Origin of the sequence: Paenibacillus sp. FSL M7-0802, from assembly GCF_038004945.1 — a bacterium.
Lineage (GTDB): Bacteria > Bacillota > Bacilli > Paenibacillales > Paenibacillaceae > Paenibacillus > Paenibacillus polymyxa_B.
Window position 1 is genome coordinate 4,496,611 of the sequence record NZ_JBBOSD010000001.1, and the last position, 25,151, is coordinate 4,521,761.

The 25,151-nt window shown below is 40.8% G+C and carries 22 protein-coding genes; 17 read left to right on the forward strand and 5 right to left on the reverse strand.

What is annotated here, in order from left to right; genetic code table 11:
• The first annotated feature begins 170 nt into the window (after window positions 1-170).
• From MHB54_RS20670 to MHB54_RS20700, 7 genes are all read left to right on the forward strand, one after another.
• Window positions 171-614, forward strand: a complete 444-nt coding sequence (locus MHB54_RS20670) for a HEAT repeat domain-containing protein (protein WP_028542207.1) — start codon at window positions 171-173, stop codon at window positions 612-614.
• A gap of 211 nt (window positions 615-825) precedes the next feature.
• The gene (locus MHB54_RS20675) at window positions 826-1,818 is read left to right on the forward strand and encodes a Gfo/Idh/MocA family protein (protein ID WP_023989785.1); all 993 of its coding nucleotides are present in this window, start codon (window positions 826-828) and stop codon (window positions 1,816-1,818) included.
• Window positions 1,819-2,096: 278 nt separating this feature from the next.
• Window positions 2,097-3,863: a cache domain-containing sensor histidine kinase gene (locus MHB54_RS20680; protein ID WP_340981879.1), complete on the forward strand. Its 1,767-nt coding sequence runs from the start codon at window positions 2,097-2,099 to the stop codon at window positions 3,861-3,863.
• Window positions 3,864-3,865: 2 nt separating this feature from the next.
• Complete coding sequence (locus tag MHB54_RS20685; RefSeq protein ID WP_023989783.1) at window positions 3,866-4,666, forward strand: response regulator; 801 nt, start codon at window positions 3,866-3,868, stop codon at window positions 4,664-4,666.
• Between the two features lie 136 nt (window positions 4,667-4,802).
• A complete protein-coding gene (locus MHB54_RS20690) occupies window positions 4,803-6,146 on the forward strand; it encodes an extracellular solute-binding protein (RefSeq protein WP_069080745.1) in 1,344 nt (447 codons plus the stop codon).
• A gap of 26 nt (window positions 6,147-6,172) precedes the next feature.
• Window positions 6,173-7,054, forward strand: a complete 882-nt coding sequence (locus tag MHB54_RS20695) for a carbohydrate ABC transporter permease (RefSeq protein ID WP_340981881.1) — start codon at window positions 6,173-6,175, stop codon at window positions 7,052-7,054.
• Window positions 7,055-7,109: 55 nt separating this feature from the next.
• Window positions 7,110-7,991: a carbohydrate ABC transporter permease gene (locus MHB54_RS20700; RefSeq protein ID WP_340981883.1), complete on the forward strand. Its 882-nt coding sequence runs from the start codon at window positions 7,110-7,112 to the stop codon at window positions 7,989-7,991.
• A gap of 1,246 nt (window positions 7,992-9,237) precedes the next feature.
• Here the strand turns inward: MHB54_RS20700 and cdiI are convergent.
• Together cdiI and MHB54_RS20710 are read right to left on the reverse strand one after the other, a co-directional pair.
• Window positions 9,238-9,621, reverse strand: coding sequence for a ribonuclease toxin immunity protein CdiI (gene cdiI, locus MHB54_RS20705; protein WP_049828469.1), 384 nt, complete (start codon window positions 9,619-9,621; stop codon window positions 9,238-9,240).
• Window positions 9,622-9,633: 12 nt separating this feature from the next.
• Window positions 9,634-12,867 carry a contractile injection system protein, VgrG/Pvc8 family gene (locus MHB54_RS20710; RefSeq protein WP_340981886.1) on the reverse strand — a complete coding sequence of 1,078 codons (3,234 nt, stop codon included), beginning with the start codon at window positions 12,865-12,867 and terminating at the stop codon, window positions 9,634-9,636.
• Window positions 12,868-13,243: 376 nt separating this feature from the next.
• Between MHB54_RS20710 and MHB54_RS20715 the strand changes: the two genes are divergently transcribed.
• The 9 genes from MHB54_RS20715 (at window position 13,244) to MHB54_RS20755 (ending at window position 21,229) form a co-directional block, all read left to right on the forward strand.
• Complete coding sequence (locus MHB54_RS20715) at window positions 13,244-14,206, forward strand: helix-turn-helix transcriptional regulator (protein ID WP_264454691.1); 963 nt, start codon at window positions 13,244-13,246, stop codon at window positions 14,204-14,206.
• A gap of 113 nt (window positions 14,207-14,319) precedes the next feature.
• The gene (locus MHB54_RS20720) at window positions 14,320-14,946 is read left to right on the forward strand and encodes a type 1 glutamine amidotransferase family protein (RefSeq protein WP_264454692.1); all 627 of its coding nucleotides are present in this window, start codon (window positions 14,320-14,322) and stop codon (window positions 14,944-14,946) included.
• Window positions 14,947-14,997: 51 nt separating this feature from the next.
• Window positions 14,998-15,522: a VOC family protein gene (locus tag MHB54_RS20725; RefSeq protein ID WP_264454693.1), complete on the forward strand. Its 525-nt coding sequence runs from the start codon at window positions 14,998-15,000 to the stop codon at window positions 15,520-15,522.
• 225 nt (window positions 15,523-15,747) lie between these two features.
• Entirely contained in the window at window positions 15,748-16,260 is a 513-nt protein-coding gene (locus MHB54_RS20730; RefSeq protein ID WP_028542216.1) for a copper amine oxidase N-terminal domain-containing protein, read from the forward strand.
• Window positions 16,261-16,751: 491 nt separating this feature from the next.
• Window positions 16,752-17,069, forward strand: a complete 318-nt coding sequence (locus MHB54_RS20735; protein WP_028542217.1) for a hypothetical protein — start codon at window positions 16,752-16,754, stop codon at window positions 17,067-17,069.
• A 75-nt stretch (window positions 17,070-17,144) separates the two neighbouring features.
• The gene (locus MHB54_RS20740) at window positions 17,145-17,828 is read left to right on the forward strand and encodes a DUF5819 family protein (protein WP_028542218.1); all 684 of its coding nucleotides are present in this window, start codon (window positions 17,145-17,147) and stop codon (window positions 17,826-17,828) included.
• Between the two features lie 544 nt (window positions 17,829-18,372).
• On the forward strand, window positions 18,373-19,161 hold the full coding sequence (locus MHB54_RS28755) for a DCC1-like thiol-disulfide oxidoreductase family protein (protein ID WP_254347599.1): 789 nt from the start codon (window positions 18,373-18,375) through the stop codon (window positions 19,159-19,161).
• A 10-nt stretch (window positions 19,162-19,171) separates the two neighbouring features.
• A complete protein-coding gene (locus MHB54_RS20750; protein ID WP_034095077.1) occupies window positions 19,172-20,296 on the forward strand; it encodes a serine hydrolase in 1,125 nt (374 codons plus the stop codon).
• A gap of 126 nt (window positions 20,297-20,422) precedes the next feature.
• Window positions 20,423-21,229 (forward strand): M23 family metallopeptidase, encoded by an 807-nt coding sequence (locus tag MHB54_RS20755; RefSeq protein WP_264454695.1) that lies wholly within the window; start codon window positions 20,423-20,425, stop codon window positions 21,227-21,229.
• A gap of 384 nt (window positions 21,230-21,613) precedes the next feature.
• Here MHB54_RS20755 and MHB54_RS20760 read toward each other — a convergent pair whose 3' ends face one another.
• Window positions 21,614-23,038 (reverse strand): pyridoxal phosphate-dependent decarboxylase family protein, encoded by a 1,425-nt coding sequence (locus MHB54_RS20760; RefSeq protein WP_245240363.1) that lies wholly within the window; start codon window positions 23,036-23,038, stop codon window positions 21,614-21,616.
• Between the two features lie 147 nt (window positions 23,039-23,185).
• Here MHB54_RS20760 and MHB54_RS20765 point away from each other — a divergent pair, with 147 nt between their 5' ends.
• Entirely contained in the window at window positions 23,186-23,341 is a 156-nt protein-coding gene (locus MHB54_RS20765; protein ID WP_264454811.1) for a restriction endonuclease, read from the forward strand.
• A 319-nt stretch (window positions 23,342-23,660) separates the two neighbouring features.
• Here the strand turns inward: MHB54_RS20765 and MHB54_RS20770 are convergent, their stop codons facing one another.
• Window positions 23,661-24,020 (reverse strand): putative zinc-binding protein, encoded by a 360-nt coding sequence (locus tag MHB54_RS20770; RefSeq protein ID WP_053325909.1) that lies wholly within the window; start codon window positions 24,018-24,020, stop codon window positions 23,661-23,663.
• A 618-nt stretch (window positions 24,021-24,638) separates the two neighbouring features.
• A complete protein-coding gene (locus tag MHB54_RS20775) occupies window positions 24,639-25,148 on the reverse strand; it encodes a hypothetical protein (RefSeq protein WP_053325908.1) in 510 nt (169 codons plus the stop codon).
• Window positions 25,149-25,151 lie beyond the last annotated feature (3 nt).

Consider the following 25,151-nt stretch of genomic DNA (forward strand, 5'->3'; position numbering starts at 1 on the left):
GCCTTTCAGCGGCAGACAACAGAGGCGAATGAACGCCTTCTGACCATGTCATGTCCGATACATTTCTTTTTATCTTTTTTTAGAAGAAGGCCTGCAAGTATGTTATATTTAACAAACGGCAATCGTGATGAACAGTAATATAGTGATTTTTAGAAAAGGATGAGATGATTTTGGAAAACAACGAAACTCAGCAAGAATTTGCAGATGTATATGAGCAGCTTAAAGTAGCTGCAAACCGAACCTCCGATTGGAAAACACGCCTAGCCGCGGTAAATGATCTGGGTGCATGGAAGAACCAGCAGACGATTGACTTGCTGACACACCGTTTGAATAATGATACGGTATATGCCGTTCAGGAAGCCGCTTACCGCAGACTTCAGGAATGGGGCGAGAATGTACAGCCGCCTGTGCGCAAAGAGGGTGAGCTTGTTAAGGGCCTGACGAAGATTCTGGTGCGGATTAAAAAAAGCTTACCAGCCGACCATACCTATAACGATTTTCGCGAGAAGCTGCACAAGATGAGAGTCGATATTTATGACATCTATGAAGGTGACAAGGGTGCTGAATTTGATCAGTGGCTGGAGCAAAAATGGGCTTCGTTATCCACAAGATAATGTCTGAACCCTGTAATTGAATGTATTTTTAAGGATTGTTGTTGGTGATACAGACAGAGCCTTAACAAGGATAAGGGATTATCTTTGTTAAGGTTTTTTTATCTTGTTCTCCTTAAGAATCATGTCCTTTATCTTTATGCCACTGTATATACTTCGGCAATATGGTACGATGGGATCGGATTATTTTAGTGTGTACATGGGAGGGACTAACATGAGCAAGGCGAAGCTGTGTTTTATCGGGGCTGGCTTTCACGCTTCAACGAATATATATCCTGCTGTTATTGGGGCAGGTGCTGAAATTCAGGCGATTGCGACTAGAGATCTAAGCAGATCGAAGACGGCACTCCAGCGGTTTGGAAGCAGTGGCACACCTTATGACAATTACAAGGCTATGCTGGAGCAGGAAGACTGTGATGGAGTTGTCGTGATTGCACAAGCGGCAGATCATCCTTCGCTCGTACTGGACTGCATTAAGGCTGGAAAACATGTTTTTGTAGACAAGCCACTGGGCTGGAATGCCGAGGAAGCGGCCCAAATTGCAGATGCGGCAGAAGCAGCGGGGGTCGTGCTGATGGTCGGTTTCATGAAGCGCTACGCGCCTGTATACATAAAATTAAAAGAATTGATTGAGGGTGGCTCGCTTGGAGCCGCACGCTCGTTTCAGGCGAAATTCCTCGTGGACAGTACCCTGTTTTGCAAAACTGGCGAAGATTTCATGAAGCTGGCGGCGGTTCATATGGTCGATCTGGTACGTTATTTGTTTGGAGAAGTGGTGCAGGTTACCGGATTTGCGAACGATAACGGCGAGTGTATTTCCCATACGATTGCCCTGAAATTTGAAAATGGTGTAGTGGGTAGCCTATACTTCGCAGGTATGACAGCATGGACACGCGAGAGCGAAGGGTTCACGGTAACCTTTGATCATGGTTTTGCGAACGCGGATGAGGTGAATACACTGATCATTCACAAGTCGGAGAGTCATACAGAGCTTCCTTGGAAATCCCTTGCGGAAAACGATACGGTTCTGACACCATCAGCTTCCGCGATGTCGGGCGGATACCGTGATTTGTACTTGCGCGGTTTTGTTGGTGAAATCGCACATTTCATGAACTGCTGCCAAGAAGGACGGACGCCTGATTCAAGTGGACGGGATAACGTGAAAACGATGGAGCTGTGCGACCGCATTTTGGCTGCGCTCCAATAGGATACCCATTTCATATGCAAGCTTCGGAGCCTGGACGGTACCTTAGTTTGGGTGATTTGAAAGAAGCTTCGGTGTAACTGGTCAGTAGATGGCTCCTGCATTTGTCGGGAGTCATTTTTTTCGTTTACCCTACGACCTTTCTATTTCATAGCATTCCTGCCCATTTTGATTAATCTCTGCTGAAAATATGCCAACAAAGACGAACGATGCGATAGAATAGGAAAAGGAAAGCGTTATCATCACCCATTTTTCTGCGATGGTTCAGGGGGAGAAGGCTTATGCGTTCAAGGTCAAGGTTTCAGCCATTAAACACATTACGTAATCAGATTTTTATCGGATTTATACTGGTGATGCTCATTATGATGAGTGTGGCGGGGGCGTTCATTTATCTCAATGTGTCTCACCTGTTAAAAGACAGTGCCGAGCGGCATATTGGTCAGACTGCGGTACAAGCAAGCGGTAGGCTGGATGCATTAATCGGCCAGATGGATAGCTTGACGGAGCAGGTCGCGAATCACCCGTCTGTTCAGCATATTCTGCTGGAGGAGCGCAACGGGGTCAAGGTGAATTTCGGACAGCGTCAATCACTACTGCAAGTGATGCATAGCTATCAGGCATATATGCCGAGTGTCGGCTCACTGGAGCTGTATACCGCCGAAGGAAAGATGTTGTTTCCGATTAGAGAGGGCAGTCTGGAGGAACGTATTGGACAAGCAGACATCCGGGAAGCGAATCAGATGAAGGGAAGACTGGTCTGGATCGGCATTGATCCCGAAGACTCCCGGTCACTGCTGGCAATTCGGCAGGTGAGCCTGGTGGATCGCTGGTTCTCACGTGGAGGGTACTTGATTACCCGTATGGAGCGAAGTTATTTTGGGCTGAATGGTGCGACAGCGGTCAATGAAGAAGCGGATGAAACTATGCTGCTTGTAGATCGACAAGGCCAGCTGCTGTCGGGTGAACCAATGAACCAGACGGATTTGTCAGGTGTACTGCACAGCAAGACACAGACGGTTCATATTGGGGAGCGGGAATATGTGAAGGCAGTTCAGCAGTCGGAGCGGACGGGCTGGTCGCTGCTGATCCTGATTCCGGTTAGCGTCGTCACAGACGGAATTACGGTTTTACGGACTACACTTATCATTTCCGCGTCTCTTGGTGCCGTGCTATTCCTGTTCATGTCCTTTATGTTGTCTACGTTGATTACCAGACCGATAGGTCACTTGATTCAGGCGATGCGTCGTTCACGGGAAGGGGCATTGGCACTGAATCCAGAACCGGCAGCAGCGGTCGAGCTGCGAGAATTAAATGCAGAGTACAACACAATGATTGTCGATATTAATGAATTGATCCGTGTTATTTGCGAGAAGGAGGTTTTACAAAGCCAAACCGAACTTAAAGCTCTGCAGGCGCAGATCAATCCGCATTTTCTTTTTAATACGCTGGATGCTTTCAACTGGTCGCTACAGGAGAAGGGAGAAGAGGAGCTTGCCGGGCTGATGGTGTCCATGTCGCGGCTGTTTCGTTATGTTATCGAACCGGCTCACCATGACTCTTGGGTGACACTCGGGGAAGAAATGGCGCAAATCCGTCGTTATCTGGAACTGATGGAGATGCGTCTGGGTGAACGTCTGAGCTGGCAAATTCATATGCCTTCGGAGGCAGCCAGAATTCCGCTTCCTAAACTGCTGATCCAGCCTATTCTAGAGAATGCCATTTTGCATGGTGTCGAAAATCGCATCGGCAACGGCCGTGTTGAAATTAGTGTCACTCCTTCGACCAGAACGGGTTGGACCAAGATCGCGGTCATAGATAACGGACCTGGAATGACACTGGAAGAACTTGCAGCTGTGCGTACAGCGTTGATGGGGGGAGCAGCCTGCCAGAGCAAGGGAATCGGTATGGGACTAGTGAATGTGCAGCGCAGGCTTGCTCTTTATTATGACAGCGCATCTTATTCAACGGATGGTGTGCTGATACATAGTGCTGAGCAGGAAGGAACTGTGGTCGCTTTTGAAATTCCTGATGAACATGGAGGGCGGTAGGAATGAGTGTTTCATCCAAAACCATTGTCATTGTAGACGATGAACAGCGAACACGTCAGGGGATACACCAGACACTGGAGCAATGGGCCGCCGGGAAATACCGGATTGTAACATTCGATAATGGTTTGGAAGCATTAAATATACTGCGAGCGGAGACAGTTCATCTGTTGATTACGGATGTCCGGTTGCCGGAATTCAGTGGGCTGGATTTAATCCGCTCTCTGGAACGGGATTCACGACGACCAGCGATCATTGTCATCTCGGGTTATGCGGAGTTTGATTATGTCCAGCAGGCTCTTCGTCTGGGAGCCGTCAATTATTTGCTCAAACCGATTGATAAGCAGGAGCTGCTGAATGCGGTCAATGAAGCGCTTCGGCTGGAAGAGGAGCGGCAGCGGTACGAGAAGCTGGACAAGCTGGCTGACCCTGTTCTGCTAGAGCTTGATCTCCAGGCAACTACTCTTAGTGATCCGGTACGACGTGCCTTCACCTATATGGCGGAGCATCTTCACGAATCCATTACGATGGCGCAGACTGCCGCGCATTCACACCTGAATGCCAGCTATTTTAGTGTTTTATTCAAGGAGCAAAGTGGTTTGTCCTTCAGCGAATATCTGCATCGGCTGCGGATCCAACGGGCTAAGGAGTTGCTGCTGCATACCCAGTTAACGATTGCCCAAATCGGCGAGCGATCAGGCTACCGAACAGATAAATATTTTATTAAAGTATTCAAAGCGACCGAGGGGGTAAGCCCCAGCCGCTACAGGCAGCAGATGCGTACAGGGCCGGAGAATATCGACTGACGTATAGGCAGATCAAACCCAATAAAAGTGGAATTATACCCAATGAGCGTACCCTGTTGGAAGCAGGAATGGAGTGCTAAACTTACAAATGATAACGGTTACAAAAAATATAAATACAACAAACGGAGGTCTAACGATGTCCAACAAGTATGGTTTACGTAAGCGCTCACATCAAAAATGGTTTGCTGGGTTGACCCTGCTGCTGTCATTCATGCTGGTGCTATCCGGTTGCGGTGCTGGTAAGGATGGTCAAGGCGGTTCCAGTGGAGAAGGGGGAAAGGTTACACTCAAAATGATGCACCTGTGGCCAGAGGGAAGCTCGGCACAGCAGAGCAAGCTTGTGACTCAGATTATAGATCAATACCAAAAGGATCATCCGAATGTCGTCATTCAGCAGGAAGTGCTGGAAAATGAACAATATAAAAACAAACTCAAAGTGCTGTCAGCTTCCAATGAATTGCCGGATATCGGAATCACCTGGGCAGCGGGCTTTATGGAGCCTTACGTTAAAGGTGGATTATTTACACCGATGGATGACCTGTTGAATGGTTCCAAGCTGAAGGACAAATTTGTACCGGGAACGACCGAAGCTTATGCGCTGAATGGCAAAACGTATGCGCTTCCGATTGAATTGAACATAACACCTATTTATTACAACAAAGCCATATTCCAAAAATACAACTTGAAGGTACCTGTGACATTTGACGAGTTTAAGCAGGTTGTGAAAACACTTACGGATCATGGAGTTGCACCGATTGCATTGGGCAATAAAGACCGCTGGACCGGCTCACTCTGGTACATGTATCTGGCAGAGCGTATAGCGGGTAACGAAACGCTGAAAAAAGCGATTGACGGTTCAGGATCGTTCGATGACCCTGGTTTAATTCAGGCGGCCTCCGAAGTCCAGACGCTTGTGGATATGAATGCCTTTAACAAAGGATTTAACGGCTTGTCCAATGATGAGGGAAAATCCGAGTTTATGAACGACAAGGCAGCTATGTATTTGATGGCTACTTGGGAATTGCCGAATTTTACGACCAATCCCGCAATCCCACAAGCATTTAAAGATCAAATTGGCTTCTTTAAATTTCCGATGGTTGCAGGCGGCAAGGGGAACGAGAACAGTTGGGTAGGAGGTCCGGGAGTAGGCTTGTTCGTTTCGGAAAATTCCAAGGTAAAAGAAGAGGCCAAAGCGTTCGTTGAATACTTCGTAGTCAAATGGGGAGAGCAATCGGTCACACAGGCGGGCGTAATTCCGGCGACGAAAGTGGACACCTCCAAAGAAAAATTGCCCAAGCTGTATGTCGATTTGCTGAACGGACTGAATCAAGCCAGCAGCATTACATTGTTCGCCGATGTACAGATGAAGCCGAATGCAGCACAGGTACATTTGAATATGATTCAGGCGTTGTTTGGTAAAGCGGTGACACCGCAACAATTTGCCGAGCAGCATAAGGCTGCCATCGAGAAAGGAAATTGAAATTGACCACCTAAGGAGGTCCGACCGTGGAAAAGGTCATGTCCAATAAGCTTGTCATTGCTCTATATGTATTGCCTTCTCTGCTGCTGTTATTCGCCGTAATATATGTACCCATCGTACTGACCGGCTATTACGGCCTGAATCAGTGGAATGGAATCGGCTCTATGACTTTTGTGGGACTGGACAATTATCAACATTTGCTCACAGACAGTGCATTCTGGCAAAGTGCCTGGCATTCGCTGCTGTTGGCCTTGTTTTCAGGCATCAGTCTGATCGGTTATCTGGTCATTGCGATGATTTTGTCAGGAAAAATCAAGGGAGCGAATCTGCTGCGGAAAATTTATCTGATTCCCATGCTGTTGTCATCTGTAGCGATCGCACAGCTGTGGCTCAAAATATATCATCCAACGAACGGAGTGCTCAATTCCTTACTGGTGTCGGTCGGCGTTCACAACCCACCTGAATGGTTAGCTAATCCGTCTCTGGTGTTGATTGCCTTGTTTATCCCGATTATTTGGCAATATGCAGGCTTTTATATCCTGATCTACTATGCCGGGCTGAAAAACATTCCCGAAACGCTGATGGAGGCTGCCCGGATCGACGGGGCCAGTGCCTGGCAGATTGCGACTCGTATCAAATTGCCCCTGCTGCGCGAGGTGATTAACGTTACGATCATATTGTCCATTGTCGGCTCGCTTAAATATTTTGACCTTATCTATGTCATGACGGACGGTGGACCGAATGGAGCCAGTGAAGTGATGGCCTCATACATGTACCACCAGGCATTCCGCAGCTTTGACTTTGGATACGGCAGCGCTACAGCCTTCGCCCTGCTGTTCATCTGTTTGATCGCTACGTGGCTGATCCGTAAGGTTACGGCCACAAGTGAAACCATCCAGTATTCATAATCCAGTCTTGCAAACAGATGAGGGTAACAAAGGACAGGAAGAGGGAGGAACGGATATGAAAACCCAGGCAGCCGCCAACTATCCGCTTGGAGTCGCTAGCCGCGGCAAAATGTTAAATCGGGTCGGTTATGCCGCTTTGTATATCATTTTAATCATCTTGGCGGTGACGCAGCTTTTACCGCTGGTGTGGCTGATGCTGTTCTCGCTTAAAAATAATCAGGAAGTGTTTAACCTTCCGCCGTTTGCACTCCCGTCCCAGCCGCATTGGGAGAACTATATGAATGTGTGGACCAGCGGCAACATCGGGCGGTACTTTTTCAATAGTGTGTGGATTACGGTCATATCCGTGGCGTTGACGGTGCTGCTAGCCAGCTTTGTAACGTTTGCTATTACGCGTATGCGGTGGAAAGGAAGCCAACTGGTCCTCGGGCTCTTTATGGTCGGACTGATGATTCCGGTCCATTCTACCTTGATTCCGTTGTTCAGTATGTTTCTCAAACTGCATTTAACAGACACTTCACTCTCCATCATCCTGTCGTATGTTGCTTTTAATCTACCGACAACGATGATGATCTTGCTGGGCTTCTATTACGCTTTGCCCCGTGAAGTGGAAGAAGCGGCCGTTATGGACGGCTGCTCCGTCAACCGGATGTTCTTTCGGATCATACTGCCCATGACAACCCCCGTCATGGCAACGACATCTATTATTAACATGATCTATAACTGGAATGAGTTTATTTTCGTCAATACGTTCATCAGCTCGGACGAAAACAAAACACTAACTGTAGGCGTCCAAAACTTTATTGGACAATATACGACCGACTGGGGAGCTATCGGAGCTACGTTGATGATCAGCATTTTGCCCATTTTGCTCGTGTTTCTCATCATGAGTGACCGAATTGTGGAAGGGATCGCGGCCGGGTCGGTTAAGGGATAAAACAAATTCCCCAGATTAGAAGAGTGCCCCCTAGTGTAGACATTGGAACAAACCTCTTGGTTTGTCCGATGAATGCTAGGAGGTGCTTTTTTATGCGAGTCTAGTTTGAGTTGAAGATGATTGCGAGCCATTGTTCTTTTGTGTGAAATTAAATTTTGGACTATTTGCTTGGGAGAACAAGAACTTCACTAAAATAATTTTTTTAGGGTGGCTAGCTTTTACTATATCCATTCTAATGGGGGTTATCTATTTTAAATGTAACGGTGTTGTGGAGAAAAAGGTCAATTATGGATGGTTCTCACCATAACTGACCTATTCTATGTAACTACTTTCCACTATTTAAGTGATATATTTTGCTGTCGTACGCGTAAAAAGCGAAGGGATAGTTGGAATAGGTATTATACAGTAAAATTTGTAAATTATTCAATATTGATATAATCGATACTGTGAGCTTCAAATCGATAATCCATGTAGCTCTCAGCGGTGTGAATATGTCTTATTAAATCTAAGTCTGGATATCTCTTATCTAAAGAATATAATATGTCGATATACTTTTTGCTCTGTAAATTGTACGCCACTTCTTCGAAAACTCACTTAAAAATGAAATCTCTGTTTTATTGCATATCTGCAAGAAATTCAAAGTTGAGTTTTCATCTTCACTGAGTAAATTAATTAATTCATCCCATTTTTATTCTATTCTTGGATCGTTATCATCAAGTAATGCCCGTGCACCCAAGATTGCTCTTACTTTTTCTTCAAACATTAAATATCCTCCTTAAAATTATGGTTGTAGCATATTATCAGGGAAAGTTGCTATCTCTCTATACGTTTAGATAACTCCAACCCTAACTCTATTGGAATAAGTTTTATATATTATACTCAAGCAAATATGCACTTAGCAGTAAAGTCTAATACGGATGCTGTTCTGATTGTTGCGGAACTATTCTAATCCTTGCACTATAGTTTTTGGCCTATATTGCTTGGATGTTGCAGTATTATCCTTTCACTCTCCCTATCGGGGAGGTATACTCTACAGTTTGAAGGATTTTGAAAAACTGTGAAAAAAACGAATATAACATAAAACAGGTCAATCATGGTGGTATCTGACCATAGTCGACCTGTTCAATGTAATGCTATTGCGTTATTTGGGGTATAAATTGTACGTACTATCAAAATGGAGAAATCTTTATACATATGGTGTTATACAATATACATACTGATAGTTAATTCTTATAAAATTTATAAATCAATTTTCCTGCTCTACATTTAGGTTACTTCTCATTTCTTTAAGATACTTTTCGATTTCTTGCTCATCTTGCGGATTTTTTTCAATGTATCTCTTTGCTGCTAATTTAAAATAATAATATAGATTTTCATAAGCAATAATTATCGAATCATCTCCGTACTCGATTTCAATACCTTTGAACTCTTCATGATATAAACTTTTATCACTTTCATCAAGATCACTCCAAAAGGTAAAACCGCCGAAATCTGTCCCAAAACCTACTTCCCTACTTAAATACTTCATTGCATCTTTAAATGAATTTGATAAGTAGCAAAAATTCACCAGCCCTTCCAATGGCAAGTGTTCAATACTAATCAAATCTTCAGAATTTAAAATATTTTTCATTTTTCATTCCTCCTAAGGTGTGGTTGGGAATAACGATGTTATTCTTCCATCTTCATAATATCCGACCCATGATACTCCTTTTGAATCTACTCCCATCCAAACACGAGGTAAAGTTCCTGACGTCTCCTTTGTTAAAGCATTGTTCGCAGCTTCGATACCTCTCTCAATATATTTTTTATCAGATATAACATTAGGATCATAAATAGTTTTCTTTAGCACCTTCTTGTTATAAGTACCAGTCGGTTGTCTTGTTTTAGGATCTAATTCAGGCATGCTATACTCTACTTGTTTAACTCCCCTTACTTCATTACCATTCACGTCATAAACTTTATACTCGTTTACTACTTTTACATCATTTTTATAAAACTCCTCACTATTGTGTGCACCAACGATTCCTTTTTTGTTTGGGTGCTCTTTTCCGTTCTTATCCACAAACTCTCTATGTTTTATATGAGTCTCCAACTCGGGAGTTGCTGTTATTGATGATTTAACAATTTCTTTTTCCTTTTTTAAATATTCTTTTATATTTGAGGATTTTCTTGTATTTGTACTCTTAGCTACATTATATATGACCTTCTTTTGAATTTTACTATTTTCTTCTCTAGTTGCCTTGGAGGCAGTCTCTCGTAGCGTTTTCCTTGCCTGTTGATCCTGTTGTTTATATTGGTTTTTCGTTGTTAACCTTTCATTTGGTTGTGGTTTGTAGCCTTTGGTTTCAAGAGTTTGGTTATTTTTTGGGTTAGCTATGTTTTCTCTAGCTTCTATTTGTTGTCTCGCTAATAATTCCTGGACTCTTACTTTTGCACTTACTCCAGAAGAAATATTAAAGAACCCTTTTCCTCTACCCAGTTTTGAAAGTATCCCCTTTAATTCTTTAGTATGGTCTATCCCCCCTCGACCACCAAACATAAGAGGGTTTTCTGTGATAATAGCATAGAACATCCATTTCTTCTCTTCTTCAGATACTCCTTGCTTCCTAGTTAGCATGAAGAAATCGCCGGGATAATTATGTTTCCATTCACTATAGTATTGGCGATCCGGTTTACCGTCACGAGTACGTACAAGACCATCTTCTCCTCGATAACTCCCCGGTTTAAGTTTGGGTGTAAAGTCTTCGGTATATGCTGCCCTAAGATAATCCTGCCAGATTCTTTCGTAGTCTTCTTCTGTCAGCTCTGGTGGCGCAGCTTCTTTTTTTGCTTTAAGGGCAGCTTCAGTTCTAGCTTTTTCTTGTTCTTTATATTCCCTCAGCATTCTATCTTTAACACTTTTAGGTACCTGTTGATAGGCATGAACCATAGTTTTTGATGCTGACAGCAAGTTTTGAATCAGCTCTAATGGGCCACCGGAATGGGCTATATGACGTGCGCTTGTATACACTTTTCCTAGAATCCATTTGCTATAGTAGGCATGTCTCGCTTGCTCATGCTCGTATTGAGTAATCAACCCTTGCACTGCTAAACCAGCCAAGTGTTTCAACGGATGAATGCCGTTCCCCTTACCGCCTCCAATCGTAGGGGTTCCTTTGCTCCGAACAGGGATCACTGCGGTTGCTTTCAGAATCACACCCGCCGCAGGTCCACTTAATGCTCCCGCAACAACACCAGCCACTTTTCCCATCACTGGAATGGAGCCTAATAGCTTGGACACCGTACCCAACAAAGAGTTGGCCTGTTGAAGTGCAGCCGGACTTGTTACTTTGGCGGTAGGAGTGCTGCTTGATGATGTCTTAGCTGTCGATGGAGCTTGTGCTGCCTGATATGCTTTGATACTCATCAATGGCGGCTCAGGTACAGGAGGGAGGTCGGCCACGAAAACAGGAGCTTTCACCGTACCTTCCTGATATATCACCGGAGCTTTGGTATCCGTCTCACCATCCAGTACCATGCTGCTGGCTCCGCCTTTTAGATACAGCGCCGTTCCAGCTTCGAGCGAAAGTTCCTCGCCTGCATCGAGCTTCACGTGACCACCCTGAATCTGCACATTCCCCGGACTGTCGATCGTAATGCCGTTACCTTCATGCAGTGTAATGGAAAATTCACCGGAGGTGGATAGAGTTAGTTCATGCTCAGACATTTCTACGCCGCTACCTTGTACATGTTGCCATACCTTCACATTCGGCTGTCCATTTGTGTGGCGTTGTTGTCGCAGTGAATCCGTGACATAGGCATCTTGTTCGCGGTGGGTAGGCAGATACAACTCCACCTGTTCCCCAATCTCAGGCATATCGTACCAGCCACTGTGTTCTTCCGCGACATAACGGGTGGCTACGGGAAACGAGTAGGCTTTGGCAGGATCTTGTTTCGGGTCGATGTCCAGTTGAAGTTGTACAAAATCCTGCTGTACCTTCAGTACCGTTCCTGTCAACGAAATCCCGGTAGCCTGATCGTTTTCATAACGGGCATATCGGATATCCTGTTCGGCTTGAAGATCATAGCGAGTACGCAGTAAGCCATCCGTTAATGTGGTCACGGCTCGAACCACGACCAGTTCTTTACCTTGTCCAATGGGTAACGTGATGAGGTCGCCCAGCGCATAGTATTGCAGGCTTTCGATCATATAGGTGATATACGAGCCAGCACGTTCGCCTGGCTTTTCCGTATCCAGTTCATGAAACGTTTTTCGTACTCGATAAAATACATCTCGCTCCACCTTATGCTGCTTGCCTTCGGGCATCCCGAAGAAAACCTTGGGCGAGGCTGCGGTTACCTCTGGCACAAGTACGGAGCCAAAGCGAGAAGCGAGACGTTTTAAAAACGCCCAATCGGTCTCCTCATATTGTAAAACAAAAGTCTCCAGTTTGGCATAGTTGCTTGCCGTATCAATGGCATCTCCGTATTGATATTTTCGAACCAGCGCAGTGACCAGATCATCATAGGTGCGGTGAATATCTTGATAGGAGCGCCTTTTACGCTTAATATCCATCTGGTACGAATGGGAAGCGGCCTCCAGTTCAAATGTATACACTCCTCGCACACAGTGTACGGACATATGCGTAACAATCCCATGGAACAGCCTTCTCAGCGATTGTCCCTGATCATTCAACTGACGGATCACAATGGGCTCTTGCTCCATATCCTGTCCGATGCATACAGCTCCTTGTTCTTCGGAGAGCATGCCACTGATATGTAAAAAGGCATGATCGTTAATGGTACGTGCTATTTGAAGTTTTTCAATGTGTAGGGGCTGAAAGGGACCATAAAAGCGTAGGCTTTCATATCCGATCCCATCTGATAATACACTCAAGTGTGTTCATGACTCCTTTCTAGATGCGATGGGTAATTCCAAGTAAAGCACGCCATCTTGCATTCGCTTCTGATTATAGAAGCAGCAGATGGGTACAACAGTGAGTCAAAATAGTAATGCAATGCAATATTTGTACGCTATAAAGAAACAAGAGGTGATATTTAATAAACAACCCAGCATATGTATTTATCGGTTAAAAGAGAGATTTAGTTTACAGAATGAACCATTAGAAGCGGTATTTACAATGTGTATTTCTGGAAGCAGAAGATATGGGAGGGGAGTTTTGAGCAGAAAAAGCATATAATAGATGGTAAGAGGGAGTATCAAAAGATATTTATAAAAGATTGAGCTTAAATGAAAGATGAGGGTTTATGTTATGCCAAAAAACGATAATATGCTGGCCATTCTATGGATGCTGAATTCGGGCGTAAAGATGACTGCAAAACAAATATCCGAAAAGTTAGAAATAAATATAAGGACAGTTTATCGGTATATTGATGCACTTTGTGCCAGTGGAGTGCCTATAATATCCGACACAGGTCATAATGGCGGGTATAGCCTGCTGAATAATTTTATCAGAGCGCCTTTACTATTTGATATTGAAGAAAAAAAAGCACTACTTCATGCTGCTATTTTTGCAAAAGAAGCTGGATACCCTTTGAGTGAGGCATTAGACAATGCGACATCAAAATTGAAAATGTATTCGAATCAAGAGCAGGAAAGTATACTTAGCCGTCATTTAGCCGGATTTGAAGTTATTAACCGCATGGGAGACCCTTCTCTTCAGCCGATATTGGCGGAATTGGAGCAGGCTGTAGCCAACGAATTCTCTGTAGAAATAGATTATCGCACAAGCCATGAAGAGCAACCCAAGAATAGGGTGATAGACCCCTATGGAATGGTCTACTGGAACAATAAATGGTATACTGTTGCATTTTGTCACCTAAGAAATGAGATCCGTTGCTTTCGGGCAGATCGAATTCTACAAATCAAGCGTACTCCAATCATATTTAAGCGTTCTGAAGCTTTTTCAGCCCGTGAATTTTTTATGCAAAATCTATTACCTGATTTAGTGGGCAAGGACAGTTTAATTTCTTTAACTATCGGAGGCAGGTCAGAGGCATTGGATGACTTATGTCTGCATTGGTTTTTGGGGCATCATCTGAAAGAGAGGACATCCAATCAAGCCATCTTTTTGCTTGAGGAAAAATCACTTCATACATATGTCCCTTATTTACTCTTACCCTATGGGAAATCCATTCAAGTCATCGAACCACAGAGTTTGAAGGGAAAACTTGTTGCTGTTGCGTCGGAGTTAATGGAATATTATCAACGTTAAAAGCTTCACTGACAGCAGATGTCAGTGAAGCTTTTTTATAATGATGATAATCATTGATTACCGAAGGATGATTGGTATCACTCGATGAATTATAAAATGAGGAGAATTTGCAAATGAATAATACAGTATATCTTTATGTGTTTGACACCATGGCAGATTGGGAGATCGGTTACTTAACTGCCGAACTGAACTCGGGGAGATATTATAAAAAGGGGCTGGTCCCATCCAAAATAGTTACCGTGGGAATTGAAAAGACTCCTGTAACTACAATGGGCGGATTGAAAATCCTGCCAGATATCAAACTGGATGAGTGCAAAATTGAAAGCACAGATACATTGATTTTACCCGGTGGAGATACATGGACAGAAACCATTCACCAACCCATCTTAAAAATAGCTGAGAGGTGTTTAGAGGAAGGGATATGGGTTGCAGCGATTTGTGGTGCTACCATGGGACTTGCCCAGGCAGGATTGCTGAATTCACGTTGGCATACAAGCAATGATCTGGAATACCTTAAAATGATCTGTCCCAACTACACGGGCGAAAATTATTACAAAGTGGAGTCTGCTGTAACGGATGGAAAACTGATCACTGCATCTGGAACAGCTCCGTTGGAGTTTTCTGTACATGTCTTAAAAGCTCTGGGTGTGTTTTCTTCAAAAACATTAGAAGCCTGGTATAGTCTTAACAAAACTCGTGAATCCAAATATTACTATGAGTTGATGAATTCAATCCAATGAAGGTATAAGCATAAAATTGAACTATTACGATCATTTAAAGGAGGAGTTAAAATGACTGAAAGCAGAGAATATACGGGAGTGTCAGGTAAATATACAAAGAATGGAATGCCCAACGGCTTTACATCTATTACCCCTTTTATTACAGTGAAGAATCCTTCGGAAGCAATAGAGTTCTATACAACGGTTTTCAATGCAAGGGTTAAGGATATTACTGAATATCCTGATGAGAATGGCAATAAAATAATTGTTCATGCGGAATTAGATTTTGGAAATGGTTTTTTGCAGCTGGGAGCAGCGAATCCGGCATATCAATTGGTCTTGCCGCCAGATGAAGACAATGCGTGTTATTCTTTCGGAATTTACGTCATGAATGCTGATCAGGTCATTGAAAATGCGGTAGCAAGAGGAGCGAAAGTAAGGGAACCAGTTACAAACTTTGTTTCAGGTGATCGATTCGGAAGTATATTGGATCCTTGCGGAGTAAGATGGTCTATTATGACCAGAATCGAGGATTTGTCAGAAGAAGAAAGTAGTCGTAGGGTTGCTGAATGGGCTAAAAGCTTTAGTGGAGAATAAATGCAATAACTTTTTTGGTAAAATGTATTAAAGTGACAATCTGCTAAAATGATGTAATCGAAATTCTGGTGGCAATTAGTTGGCGGAAAATACGGCATCTTTATCACCACATAAGGCATGTTGAGCGCTGTTCACTGTCAGTAAGGAAAGATTGAATACAGGATGCATAGGTGGTGTTTTAGCTCCTCAATGAGGGTCTAGTCGATAAATAGAGAGAGGTAAACCATGTTAAAACGTATAATTTTACCCTTAGCTGTTATCTTTGTGTTCGTTTCTTTAGTCTCAGTTGAGAGAGCACATGCGGGATCTAAATTTAGTTATAATGTTGAAGTTTCTGTAAATAACAGCGCTTTGACATTAGATCCATTTCTAGAGAGAGCCACAAACGAAAATAATAGCACCTTGACGACAGACGTCAGTCCGTATATAGAGAGATCCACAAACACCGTATATGTTCCTATTAAATTCATAATTGAAGGGCTAGGAGAGTCTGTCTCATGGAACATGCCTACACAAGAAGTTACAATTAAATCGAAGAATGGTACAATTATACGATTAACCGTGGGTAGCAAAGTTGCATACGTGAACGATGAAGAAAAGATGATGCCGAGTGCTCCCATTATGCCGGAATATCCAAATCGGGTTATGGTACCTCTTAGATTTGTTTCGGAAGTTCTGGGAGCTACAGTAAATTCAACTACGATCAATGGAACATTACATGTTGACATTAAGAAATAATGCTTGATAGTTTTGAAATGGGTAAAACTAATTGCTCTTTAAATCTTGGGTCGTAGAGTTTGAGGAGTAGCAATTTTAATGTATATCAAAAAGTTTGGAACAGGGGTTCAAATCCCCATGTCTCTATACTGAAACCCGCTCATTGAGCGGGTTTTTGCTTTTAGTCACCCTTATTGTAGACCAAATGTAGACATAAAACTATTTAAGGCACAGAGTTTGTTGTAACTTGTAGACATTGCTGTTTTCTTCTTTTGATGGATTTTAAAATGAAGCGCGACACCTGCTGGAATAGGATATAATCCGAAATAATTTTTAATTTTAATTACTAAAAATTTATGCTTATGATTTTTGGCAAGGGAAAATAAGATATAAAATATGGAAGGGAGTGATATATTAAGTAATTATATTGAATAATAGTATTTATGATAAAAAAGTCATAAACTAAGGAATTGAAATTATTTTGTTACTAACCATCTTAGGAGGAATTATCTATGAAGAAAAAATTAACAATACTTAGTCTAGCTTTAGCCATCACAGCCTTCTCTACTGTAAGTTTAAGCGCTTCTTACGCTTCTGATTATGACGTTTCCTCTGGAAATTCTTCTCCTTTAATTAGCGTGAATGCAAATGGTGCTGCTGTTGAGCCTCAAGCAATAGCATCCCTTGCTCGTAAAGCAGTACAAGTTGGTAAAGCAGCTTATGAAGCTAACAAGGATGCTTTGAGGGAAGCGACCCGCTTAGGAAGTCTATTAGGTACAGGTGCTTCTAGTAGTGATGTAGAGAATGCAGATGTAATTTTTGATAAATAGCTGAAACATCAGGGAGAGGATCAGATTTTTATATTTCTCTCTCCCTGATGTTATTTAAAAGAGGTGATTGCTTAAATGAAAAAAAGAAGTGAAGCGTTTATTTTAAATGCTACGTTATTCTCTTTATCGTTGTTCTTGATGGTTCATTTCTTCTTTATTTTTCTTCACGCTGGACCGCTTAACCCGGTCTCTGTTTCATTGAAATCAGTAACTGATAACTATGTTGGACGGTTTTTTCAACAAAACTGGCATCTATTTGCTCCCCAGCCTATGACTCAAAATCTAAAATTATATGTACGTGTGAAGTATAAGGGGGAGGGCAGTACCAAAACTGTTATAAGCAATTGGTATGATGTTACTGAACCTATGATCAGGACGAATGAGACGACAGTATTTTCACCTTATAATAGGATGCTCAGAATTGGAAGTGGATACATACATCAATTATATATAGGAGGAAAAGATGATCTAACATATAAATTAATGGAGAAAATATCTAAAAAAGATAATGTCGCCAAAGAAATAAATGCTTCTTTAGAAAAGGATTCGGATCAAGTTGAACAAATCATATACCGCTATGCCTCTGCGTTTGCGAAAAGAGAGTTTTTGAAACATGAAATAACCGATGTCCAGTTTATGACCTCAATATCGGATGCAATTCCATATTCAAAGCGAGATGATCTTCATTTTAAAGTGAAAGAAGATAATGTCGTATATGGTTGGAAAGGAGTTGTAAAGGATGTTGTTGAATTACCGTAATTTTTTTATGAATGAACGCTTTCTTATTGGCACAAGTATCCTTCGGATATGTATCGGGTTGATATTACTTTTCAATTATTTTATTCATTATAAACAAAGATATTTTTTTTGGCACGAATCTGGAATTAATATATATTCTGCTGGGTACAAGTCATTAACATGGTCTTTATATAATTTGAATTCATCACCTTTATTTTTTGACTTTATCTATCATTTAGGAATTGTGGTTACTATTTTTTATTTAATTGGATACAAAGGCCGCCTTTTTTCAATTCTGACCTATCTATTTTTTTATTCACTGTATGTTCGTTCTTTTCATATAAGTGACGGAGGAGACAATTTACTGATAGTAAATATGTTTTTTCTCCTATTCTCTAATAATACTGCATATTTCTCTTTTGATTCTAAATTGAATAGCTTACATGGAAAAGGCTCGAAGCAGTCTTTGATTTATAAGTTATCCATAATAATTCACAATTTTGCAGTACTTTTTTGTATTATACAACTGTGTATTGTTTATTTCTTCTCAGGAATGTATCAGCTTATGGGAGAAATGTGGCAAAACGGAACGGCACTTTATTATATCTCTCAGGTGAGAGAGTTTAGCAGACCTATTTTGGATTATATGGTTAACCATTATGTTGGACTCACCATTTTATTCACTTATTTATCTATAATTGTTAAAATAGCTTTTCCTTTTGCTGTAATTAATAAAAGCCTTAAACCGTTTGTAGTTATTGCTATGATATTGTTTCATGCAGGAATCGGTATAGGCATGGGCTTACTGACGTTTTCACTAATTATGATTGTTATGGAATTATTGTTGTTTACGGATCGAGAATATAAAAAGTTATACCATTTTATAAAGATCAGTTTCAGGAAAATATCAATTACAATTCGAAGAAAAACAAGAAAATTAGGATATGTAAGTTTTCAACACAAACAAATTCTGGTTTTCTATGATGGTTGGTGTCCTGTCTGTACAAATATAAAAGACAATTTGTACAAGCTAGATTATTTTAGAATGCTACGGCTTGTTAGTTTTCGGAATTCTTCATTGGTTCAAGCATACAAATTAGATGTTAATGAATTAGAAAGGCGAATGCATAGTTTCTCAATGAATGATTCCAGTAAAATACAACGTGGAATTGACTCTATTGCACAAATTTGTACAAGAATACCGTATCTTTGGTGGGCGGTTCCCTTTATAATTATTTTCGAAAAAATGGGTATTGGTGGTTATTTGTATGATTATATAGCTTCTAAAAGAAAAGTGATTCCCGTGGGGAACTGTGACGACTTATGTGAACTTCAGCCTAAGCGTGTCCATTAAGGAGCAAAGTATGAAAATAATTTTATTGTTAGTAGCTATAATTTTAATATTTGTTCTCATATGTATCCTGTTTTTGCTCATTGCGAAGCGCCAAAATAATAAGAAAACAGAAATGGATGTTCTAAGTTTTTTGAAGGAAAATCCGAGTAAAGCATCCTTGTTTATGATCAAAAATGGTATGGAGAAAATCAGCTATAACTCAGAAGTTAAAATGCCGCTTGCCAGCACGGTCAAAGTGATCATTGCTATCGAATTTGCTCGCCAAGTTGCGGCGGAAATATTAGACGAGCAGGAACTTGTTCCTTTAGAGGAATTAAATAAATTTTATATCCCTGGTTCCGATGGTAACGCTCATCATAACTGGATCAAATCCATTCGCTCAAACCATAAAGAGGTTCGAGGGAAAATTACGTTATTGGATATTACTCACGGCATGTTAGCATATAGTTCCAATGCCAATACAGAATTTCTGATGGCGAAAATGGGTTTGGATAAGATAAATAAGAATATTATGAAGCTCTCACTTTCTTCCCATGATAAAATCTTTCCTTTTTCATCTGCGGGATTCATGTCTCCTTATATCCAAGAGACCGAAAACATAGGCTTTAAAGAGTCGATACAAAAGATAAGTGAGATGAGCTACGAGGAATATATGAAAAAATCTATTGAAATTCATCAGATTTTAAATCGTGATCAGGGGATAGAATGTATTCAGAAATGGAACACCAGGCAGAATTATGTACGAAAGCTTCAAGTGCTGGAATCGCGCAAGCTTCCTCGTTCAACGACTAAAGAGTATGCTTACCTCATGAAGCTTATACACAAGGGGGAGTTGGTTCCTTCTACTATAAATCCATATCTAAAGATGCTAATTCAGCGACAAGTGGATAACTCCAAGTTAATAGAGTTTGGAAACAAAGGTGGATCTACCATTTCTGTTCTAACAGAGGCTTTATATTGTACGGATCGGGAAGGAAATGACATTCAACTAGCCATGTTTATTCAAGATGATTCTGGGGTGGATCATATTTGGCTCAAGCAGAAGCTGGATTTGTTTTTTTACAAATTATTAACGGATACTGCATTTCAAGAAGAGGTAAGAAGCAAATTATCATATGACAAGGGAAGAAATTGAATGTTTTTTTATTTTGTAAAAATGCTGCTGATTCCGCTTATACTTTACTGGATCATGGCTTACTTTCCATTTAAAAATCGTATTTCGTGGTATATACACACTTTGTTTACAAGTGCATATACGTTCATGATTTTATTCATAAATGATTGGACAGAAATTAGCTATTATTTACGACCGGTTTGCATCGTATTGTTTGGATGTTCCTTATTCCGTCAAATGGTTACTTTACGCTCTTTTAAATTTAATGGCTTAAATAGAAAAACACGAATATTCCTTTCTCTTTATGGTTTATTAGCAATATATCAAGTTTTTATATGTATTTTATTTAGTATTTCATACATTACATCCACTCCTAAACACGAAGATGCAGTCGATTTAGCGTTCCCTTTGAAAGGAGGGGCTTACGAGGTAGTGAATGGTGGAATGAGTTCATCTATGAACTATCACTTTTCGCATCGTACTCTGAAATATGCGGTGGATATAACTAAGCTCACCCCGTTAGGTTCAAGAAAAGGGATATTTGATAATCCTGAATCTTTAAAATCCTATCCCATTTATAATGATTCAGTATATAGTCCGGTTGAGGGTAGAATTATCGAAGTTGTGGATGGAGTAGAAGATAATGTCCCAAACTCCCTGGGCCGTAGTACTACAAATATGATTATCATCAAACACCAAGGATATAATATTCTGTTGTTACACTTGAAGAAAAATAGTCTATTAGTCAAGAAAAATGATTTTGTCAAGGTTGGACAGGAAATTGCGAAAGTAGGGAACTCAGGTTACAGTAGTGAGCCGCATCTTCATGTTCATGCTATAAAACATGACAATAAGAGAGATTACTTCAATGGAACCTCGGTTCCTATTACTTTTAATGGTAATTACTTAAAGAGAAATGATTTGCTATTTAATCAAACACTTATTTTTCGTTAAAAATGTATACCTACCTAGAAAGTCGGTTTGAGAATTTGTTTACCAGATTTTTAGTATGGTGTATTGTTCTTCAAAGCAAGTATTTTCAACTTAAGCGAGAGGTATATCCTTACCATCGTCTCGATACATGTAGAGTGCGTGGTAGTAATATATCGAGATAAGAAGCATTGATGTACGAGGGATAGAGGGGAATTTGAATATGTTCCTGCATTCCAAAAAAACGTTTTAGGATTGAGTGCTGTTCATTTTTACTGAACAAGGACATTAATTTGGAAGAGGTAGGGAGAAACGGTAAAGAGGGGCCGCGAGCCCCTTTTATTTGTGTGATGTTGAGCATTTTTATTCATTTACAGAAAGCGTAGCATTTCATTTCAAGATTTTTCATCACAAAAAGGCTTTTGTCTCATTCAATGAGCGTGCTATATTCGATAAAAGCTGAATTGTATTCCTTATCTCATGTTCCGTAGTGTCTGGGTGAATTGCACAGATTCGGAGAACAGTTTTTCCATTAAGTTGTGTCGTAAGCACAGAGGCGTATCCGTTTGTCATCATTTCTTGGGAGATCCTTTTATTGAGTGAATCTAATTCTTGCTCAGATAATCCAGTTGGCGCATATCGAAAATTAACAATCGCTAACTGTGCGGGGGATACAATTTCCCAATGATTATGTTTTTTGATTTCATCTTCAGCCCATTCTGCGAGTTGAACTCCATGCTCTATGGCTTCACCGACAGCATTAGTTCCTAAAGCCTGTAGTGTCACCCATAGTTTCAAACTTCGAGCAGGCCGCGTTAATTCAGGGCCCAGATCCCAATAATTAATATATTCTTCATTAGTCTCGGCATCTTTCAAATATTCTGGATGTGTGCTGAAGCAGTTTCTAAGCTGTTGATTTTCTTTGGCTAAAACTACGCTACAGGAATATGTCTGCATTAACCATTTATGTGCATCCCAGGTAATGCTATCTGAACGCGATATACCGCTCAAAAGGGGCTTATATTTCGAAGAAGCCAAAATCGATGCACCGTAAGCTCCATCCACGTGTAACCAAATGTTATGTTTTTCACATAGGTCAGCAATTTCGTTCAACGGGTCAATGCTTCCCGTATTGGTTGTGCCAGCCGTGGCAATGATCGCAAAAGGCTTCATGCCAGCCGCCTGATCATCCATTACTTTTTTTTCTAAGGCTGAAACATCCATACGAAAATTTTTATCACTTGGAATCTTTCTGATTTGATCACCACGGAATCCGAGGATGCGTAACCCTTTGGCGACCGATGAATGAGTTTGATCTGAAACATAAGCAGTTCCAATGGCATATTCCTGCTCGGATAACCTTGCATTGCGTGCAGCCGCTAAAGCGGTCAAATTCGACAGCGATCCGCCCGACAGAAATAAGCCTCCAGCAGTATTGGGATATCCTGCTTGGTCACACATCCACCGGATCACTTCCCCCTCTAAAAGGCTTGCGCTCGAACTCAGCATCCAGCTTCCGGCATGGGTATTATAAGCGCTGGTCATGATATCTCCTAACCACGAGTAAAGAGACATTGGACCAGGAACCAATGCGAAAAAGCGAGGGTGTTGCATGAAGGTTTGGTGAGGATAGACGTTTTTCCTCATTTCATCGACGACCTCTTGTATCGGTCTTCCTTTTTTCGGAAAACCAATTCCCCTTAAATGAGCTATTGTATCCCCATCTGCAGTGTTGATTACTTTTCGGGATCGAATATTGTTATTTTCTGCTATAAATGAATGTATGAACTGCTCAATAATCTCACCTAATTGCTGACTTGGTTCTTGATTCATTATAAGCATCTCCTTTGCTTAACTTCAATCAAGTATAATATAACATCTGTTGTCATATTGTGATATTCACCGATTTCATCATTACGTTTATTTTTAGGCTCTTCGCTATTACGCAAAGTAATTCTCAAAGGCAAAGAGAGCTATAAAATCGCCGTTCAGTGCAAATGCTGGAAACGTGATGTTGAGAATGATATAGTACTCCAACTCAAGGCTGGTAAGCAGGTACATAGTTGCTGTGTTGCTTGGATGGTAACGACGAGTAATTTTACAAGGCAGCAAGGAGCGGGGGAGCTTGTAATATAGGAGGGGGAACCTTAGTTATCTGAAAATAATTAAAAAAAGAGAATAAATGTTTAGTACTTGTAAGAAAAGTGTTCGAAAAACGCTTTGCCAGATGTTGCATGAGCTACTTAAAAATTTAAAAAATGACTCTGGATTAAACTGGGAGTAAAAAAATACTGGTGGCCCTTAAAGATGCGATAGGAGCCACCAGTAAAAACTAATTTACTTATATTGTTAATAAGAGCCAACTATACTTTTACTGTATATTGTACCAACACCTCAAAGGAATAAAAAAATGGGTGAGCCATCTTTCGATACACACCTTAATTTTGACTAAGAATTATTGTCCAATTTGTTCTAAGATTTGTGTGTAAGCATTCCTATAATGATCGGGGTTAGGATCTTCTCCTATTATCTTGGGTACGTCAAAGTCAGACAGCAGGAAATGGTGTTTGGGTTGAACATCATGCCTTGCTAAGCAACTCTTGCAACAGGACAAGGGACAGCCGTCAATTGCAATGATGTCACGTCCCGATTTTGCTGTTCTGACAAGTGGTTTGACATCACCACCAACACCAGCTATGCAGGACATTTCAGCGACTTTTTCTCGATCCATTTGTATAGCGATCATGTTAGCGGTTTGTGCTGCGGAGGAACATCCAGAACATGAATAAACAAGAGGTAAATCAGTTCTTTTCATCTTTGTACACTTCCTTGTTTTTTCTTTGTGATCGGTCACGGTATCTTTGGTTCTAGATGAAATCAAATTAAAATTGTTTGTATTTTAACTTAAATTTACAGTCTAAAACGTGATCGTGATCACGACATTATTTTTGTGAAATCTGTTATAGGGCTAACTATTTGTATACAATTCAGCCAGACCCCCCTTTTTAACTTAATTTTTCTAATAGAGAATTAGCCCTATCTAAATATAAATCTGGATCGTCATCGTTAATCACCATTAAAATTTCTTTAATTGTCTGTTTAGTTGAACTTTCTAATTTCTCTAAAGCTTTACCGTAAAAAATCAATAAATAATTTAATTTAAAAATGTCTGACGTACAATCAAAATGTCGAAATCTTTATACGGATATTACATGGGTTAGATGTGTTCATGGATGGATGATGGGTTCATGCGGCACTGGGGGGGCTTTTTGAGCAGCCGCAACTTATACTTTTGTATTGTTTAACTTATTGCAGCGGATAAAAAGAAACCACAACACGCGGCTAGCACGTATTATGGCGTTTAATTTTACATACGGTATGAAAATTTTTACAGACTCTTTTGAATAGTTTCCATGGGTCTATTTATATGGTTTTATAATCCAGTTTCATAGTCTTCTATCAAATGTGACCAATATCCTTCAACATCCTTCAATGCAGCTGGGTCAATCTGTTCATAAAGCTTTCGTAGTTCAATTGCATATTTGTATGAAGTATATATCTCTCGTTGTCTCATTTCCGATGACAATTCCTGCCTAATTAATTGAAACAAAAAAAATGTTCTTAAGTTCTTATTAAGCATGTAAACAAATGGATGATGAAAAGAAGAACTAGTAAAAAGCCCACCCTCACCTTCTTTTAAGTAAAGTCCATATCCGTATGAAGCATAATGACCGATTTTGATAAATTGTACCTCACCAATTAACAACTTTTTAAAATCATTCAGTTCATAAAATACAAAATCATCAAATTCTTCTGGTACTCCAATGTCAATCATAAAGTCAGCATTTTCACGACTTACTCCAAGACCTACCAATTCATTAAAATCATAGTCTCGTATTTCTGAGTCATAATATTCACGAATTTCTCGAATATCATAATCCATACT